The sequence below is a fragment of the Herpetosiphonaceae bacterium genome (genome assembly GCA_036374795.1).
Classification (GTDB): Bacteria; Chloroflexota; Chloroflexia; order Chloroflexales; family Kallotenuaceae; genus LB3-1.
In genome coordinates, this window is record DASUTC010000357.1 from 1 (window position 1) to 3,818 (window position 3,818).

The window sequence follows — 3,818 nt, forward strand, 5'->3', positions numbered from 1 at the left end:
ACCAGCCCCAGCGCAATCCCGACGATGCTGGTGAAAAAGGCATGATTGAAGCCGAAGATGACGCTGCGGAGCAGCCACACCCCCACCAGCTCTTCCGAGTAGGCCATAAAGTAGAGAATGTTCTCGCTCATGGCGAAGCCAAAGCCGACCAGCGCGCCGTAGATGATGCCGTCCAGCACGCCGTTGAACTCACGCCGGGCAAAGACAAACAGGCCAATCAGCGCGATCGCTTTGAGCAGCTCCTCAACGATCGGCGCGACGATCGTCGACTCCGCGCCGGGGCCGAAGGTGTACTGCGCCACGCCATCGACGGCCAGCTCGGCGAAGATTGCCAGTACCAGCGCGGGGAACGCACCCCACACGAACGTGACCAGCAGCAGGTGCAGCGGCTCTTTCTCGTAGCGGTCGAGCCACCACAGCACCAGGGTGTACAGCGACGTTGGAAGGAAAGCCGCGACGAGCGGCACGAGTATGTTCATCATCTTGGTGATAGCAGGGCTAGTGCAACATCAGGCATCAGGCGGCGCAGCGTGAATGAGCCAGCGCAGATCTGCGGGTGGCAGGTGTAAGCAGATGCAGATGTGGCGGATATACGCATACAGCGGTGTTTGCGAGAGCAGGCTGTGCCTCGAACCCTATTGTAGCACACGGATGTACGATCCTACTGAGTTGAATGCGCGCGGTAAAGATTTCATCAGGAGCAGCAGACCGTCTGCCGCCGCTGCTGGCTTTAGTCTTCCTCCGGCGGATGCGCGATGCTGCCGACGATATGGGGCAGGTTGCTGTGTCGCTTAAAGCCGACGAGCTGGGCGTTCGGCGCGACCATCCGCCGAAAGATGATGCGCCGGTCGATCAGCTCGGTGCCCGTGCCGATCAGCTTGGGCGTGAAGATCATCAAGGCCAGCAGCAGCGCATAGAAGATCCCGACCACCATCAGCACCAGGCTGCCGGGAATTGGCCCGATCGCCGCGCACTGCAAAAAGGTGACGCACTGGCCCGACACCGGCTCGCTGGGCGGCAGCAGCTTGACAAACCACACCAGCAATAAGAACATAAAAATCGCAAAATAGTTGTGGCGCAGGCGGCGGCCCATCGCCTCGGCCAGGCTGATCTTAAAGTGAGGATTGTCGAGATCGCAGCGCAGCATCGGGTGCCACTGCTCCTCGGTTTCGATCACATTGGCTTGCAGCAGCGGCGCGTAGTAGTCCGTCTCCATCAGCCGCAGCCAGCCGCTCCAGAGATCGTAGAAGCGGAACCGCCGCGCCTCGATCGCCAGGAAGGCGAAGACCAGGAACATGCCGAGCAGCGCCATCAGGTGCGGGTGGCTCGAATCGCTCAGCAAGAAGCTCGCGATACTTCCGGCGGTGACGACCGCCCAGTTGGTTGTGTTATCGATGCGCGCGCGCCAGGTGGTCGCCAGGTCCATCACGCCGCGATAGAAGTGGACCATCACGGCGGGCGTTAGCGGCGAGCTTGTGTTTCTTCGCTGCATATCCGTCTCAGGTTATCACTCGATTATACCAGCCCGATTCACGCCCGCCTGCTGCGCGATCCGCTCCCAGAGCAGCTCGGCGATATGCCGCGCTCTGCGTCCGGTCGCGTGGGCGATCTGCTGGCGGCAGCTCGTGCCCATTGCCACGATCGGCGTATCGGGCGGCGCGGCGCGTACGGCTGGCAGCAGCACCCGCTCCCCGATCGCCAGCGAGATCGCGTAGTGCTCGCGCTCGTAGCCGAACGATCCGGCCATGCCGCAGCAGCCGCTCTCCAGCTCGCGCGGCTCGAAGCCTGCCGCGCGCAGCAGTGTGATCGTCGGCGCGGTGCTCGCCAGCGCCTTTTGATGGCAGTGACCATGCACCAGCACCGATCGGCGGGCGGCATCCGAGGCAAACACAGCAGCAGGAAACGCGCCCCGCTGGAGCTCCCGGCTCAAAAACTCGTCGAGCAGCAAGCTCTGCGCCCGCAGCGCCTCGCAGCGCGGATCGTCAAGCAGATCGAGGTACTCGTCGCGAAAGGTCAGCAGACAGGATGGCTCCAGCCCGACGATCGGGACGCCGTGGGCGGCGTAGGGCACGAGCCACTCAAGCTGCGCCTGGGCCAGGCGTCTGGCCGCGCCGAGCAGCCCTTTCGAGATCATGGGCCGTCCGCAGCAGACCAGCCGCCGGGGCAGCAGCACGGTATAGCCCAGCGCTTCGAGCAGCCGTGTCGCCGCGATGCCGATCTGCGGCTCGTTGTAGAGCGTGAACGTGTCGGGAAACAAGACCACGGATCGAGAACCGGAGAGAGGAGAACGTTCATGATGCTCGTCCTCCTGTTCTCTTGCTCGCCTGTTCCTTTGTTCTTTGTTCTCTGTTCTTTGTGCTTTGTTCTGCAACAGGCGAGGGGGAGCGAGGCGTGGGAGCCACCCAGGCCCAGAGGGCACCCGCCCCGGCCTCGCGGCCCCTCGTTCTTCAAACCACTCGTCGAACGTGGGCCGGGCAAAGTGCGGCAGCGCGCGCCGACGGCTGATACCAAGCAGCCGCTCGTTGAGCAGGCCGACGCCGGGCAGCCGCAGTGCCCGGTTCGAGAGCGGCGCTAGCCTCGATCCGATGCGGTTGAGCGTGCGAATCTGGCCGAAGATTCGTGCCCGCAGCGGCGTGCCGTGCCGCGCGTAGTACTGCGCCAGCCACTCGCTTTTGAGCCGGGTCATGTTGACGCGCGACGGACACTCGGCGGTGCAGCCTTTGCACTCAATGCACAGATCGAGCACCTCGCGCATCCGGTCGCTCCATAGCTCAGCGGCGGGCAGCGCGCCGCCAAGCGCCAGCCGCAGCGCGTTTGCCCGTCCGCGCGTCGAGTGCTCTTCGGCGCGTGTCACCATGAAGCTGGGACACATCGTGCCGCTGTCGGTTTTGCGACACGCGCCGTTGCCGTTGCATAGCTCAGCCGCGCCGAGCATGCCGTCCGTATCACGAAACGCAAAGTGAGTACGCAGCGTCACCGGCTGTCCGCGCGGCGGGACGTAGCGCAGGTGCGCATCGAGCGGCGGCGCGTCCACGATCTTGCCAGGATTCAGCATGCCCTGCGGATCGAAGGTGTGCTTGATCGTCTGGAAGGCGGCGTAGAGATCGGGGCCGAAGACCGCCCGATTGTGCTCGGAGCGCAGCAGGCCATCGCCGTGCTCGCCGCTGACCGCGCCGCCGTACTCCAGGGCAAGATCGCGAATGGCCTCGGAGAGCGCGCGGAACTTCTGAACATCGCGCGGATCGTGGAGGTTGAGCAGGGGACGCACATGGAGCAGCCCCACGCTGGCATGGCCGTAGAACGCCGCGATTGTGCCGTGCTCCTCGATCAGCGCCTTAAAGCGCCGGATGTAGTCGGCCAGCCGTTCGGGCGGCACGGCGCTATCTTCGACACATGTCTCCGGCTTGAGGCCGGGCGACATGCTTTGCAGCAGCGGCAGGCCCGCCTTGCGCACCAGCCAGATCGGCGCTTTTTCGGCGGCGGTGACAGCGCGCGTTGCGGCGGCGACACGCGCACGCGCTGGCAGATGGGCCAGCAGACGCTCGATCTGCGCCGCAACATCCGTGGGATCGTCGCCGAAAAACTCCACCAGCAGCAGCGCGGCGGCCTCAGTCTTGAGAATCGCCAGCGAGTCCTTGAACGCGAGCGAGCGGCGCGTCAGATCGAGCAGCAGATCGTCGAGCAGCTCGACGGCGACGGGCGCGCACTCAAGGCAGGGCACGACCGCCTCCAGGGCGTCGAAGAGGTCGGCGAACTCAAGCAGCACCACGCCCGACGCGGCGGGCCGTGGCACGAGCCGCAGCTTGGCCTCTAAGATC

The 3,818-nt window shown here is 64.8% G+C and carries 3 protein-coding genes; all 3 read right to left on the minus strand.

Annotated features, from left to right (window positions below; translation table 11 throughout):
• Positions 1-482, minus strand: a 482-nt coding sequence (locus VFZ66_28610; protein ID HEX6293178.1) for a PrsW family intramembrane metalloprotease, incomplete at its 3' end; no start/stop codon positions are given.
• A gap of 248 nt (positions 483-730) precedes the next feature.
• Positions 731-1,492: a DUF2270 domain-containing protein gene (locus VFZ66_28615; GenBank protein ID HEX6293179.1), complete on the minus strand. Its 762-nt coding sequence runs from the start codon at positions 1,490-1,492 to the stop codon at positions 731-733.
• Positions 1,493-1,507: 15 nt separating this feature from the next.
• A partial coding sequence (locus tag VFZ66_28620; protein HEX6293180.1) for an FAD-linked oxidase C-terminal domain-containing protein occupies positions 1,508-3,818 on the minus strand: 2,311 nt, incomplete at its 5' end.

Coding starts and splice junctions, on each gene's coding strand:
- VFZ66_28615 (HEX6293179.1), bottom strand. CDS start 1,492: ATGCAGCGAAGAAACACAAGCTCGCCGCTAACGCCCGCCGTGATGGTC.